Origin of the sequence: Streptomyces sp. NPDC006510, assembly GCF_040611955.1 — a bacterium.
Classification (GTDB): domain Bacteria; phylum Actinomycetota; class Actinomycetes; order Streptomycetales; family Streptomycetaceae; genus Streptomyces.
Genome location: NZ_JBEXPH010000453.1, coordinates 1 through 1,549 on the forward strand (window position 1 = coordinate 1; position 1,549 = coordinate 1,549).

General features: G+C 68.8%; 1 protein-coding gene. It reads left to right on the top strand.

Features of this window, described 5'->3' with window-relative positions:
* Window positions 1–130 precede the first annotated feature (130 nt).
* Window positions 131–1,549, top strand: a 1,419-nt coding sequence (locus tag ABZY11_RS44435) for an ISL3 family transposase (RefSeq protein WP_356484610.1), incomplete at its 3' end; no start/stop codon positions are given.

Here is a 1,549-nt window from a genome sequence, read left to right on the forward strand (position 1 = left end):
GTGGCTCTGGCAAGATTTTCGTAGCCGGAGATCATCCTGGTGCCGCGGCAGTCTGGTTTGCGGGGTGGGTAGCCTTTGAGTGCGTTCTGTTGAACTGTCAAAGCTGTTACCGCACTTGGCTGGAATGCTGATGTTCTCGGTGGATACTTCCAGTTCCATCATGGTGATCCAGGCCCGTATGCGCTCTCGTGCTCCAGCGGGATGTAGTGGGTGTGGCGTCCTGAGCGACTGGGTCCACAGCCGGTATGTACGGCGCCTCGCCGACGTCGCTCTTGGAGGTCGACCTCTGCGCATCGACTTGTCCGTACGCCGCCTGTACTGCGAGAACCCGACCTGCCCGAAGGTGACCTTCGCCGAGCAAGTGCCGGGGCTGACCGTGCGCTACCAGCGGCGCACCCCACAGTTGCAGCGCCTGGTAGAGGCTGTCGGTGTGGTGCTGGCCGGCCGGGGCGGTGCCCGAATGCTGCGGATCCTGAACGTCACGCTCTCGCGATGCACCGTTCTGGCCCAGCTGATGCGGGTGCCGCTTCCGCTACGGGAGACACCCCGGGTGCTGGGGGTGGATGACTTCGCGCTCTACGGCGATACCTACGGCACCCTTCTTGTCGACGCCACCACCCGGCTCCCGCTCATCCTCTGGGAAGGGCGCGACGCGGAACAGCTCAGCCACTGGCTTCGCGAGCACCCGGGTGTCGAGGTCGCCTGTCGCGACGGCTCCCTCACCTACCGGCAGGGCATCACCGCCGGCGCACCCGACGCCGCGCAGGTCAGCGACCGCTTCCACCTCTGGCAGGGCCTCTCCCGCCGCGTTCAGGACATCGCCTCCGCCCACCGCGGCTGCCTGCCCGCCGCACTGCCACCAGACACAGACAGGGAGACAGATCCCGCACCGGTCGAGAAGACCACCGGGAACACCGCGGCGGACACCCGGGCCGGGCGGCATGCCCGAAGGCTTTTCGAGGCCGTGCATGCCCTGACCCGCACCGGCCGGAGCCACAGCTCCGTGGCCCGGGAGCTCGGCCTGGACCGCCGCACCGTGCGCAAGTACGCCCGCGCCCGCACCTGGCAGGAAGTGATGCGCCGCCCGCCCCGCAAGCCTTCCACCCTGGACCCCTACCTCGACTACCTGCAACAACGCTGGGACGAGGGACAGCACAGCGCGAAGATCCTGCACGAGGAACTCCGGACCAAGGGCTACCTCGGCCACTACCAGCGCGTGAAAATGGCCGTCGCACCCCTCCGACGGGGCCTGCCCCTGGACGAGCCACGCGAGCGACCGCCCTCCCCACGCGAAGCCGCCCGCTGGATCACCACCCACCCGGGCCGACGCAACCCCCACATCAACGAACGCCTGCCCCGACTCCTCGACCACTGCCCTGAACTCAGGCACACCCACGACCTGGTCCGCCGGTTCGCCGCCATGCTCGACAGCCGCGACGCCACACCCCTCCCGGGCTGGCTGGACGACCTCGCGAACAGCGCACTGGCCCCTCTCGCCGGCCTCGCCGGAGCCCTGCGCGAAGACCGCCATGCCGTCGCCCAGGGCATC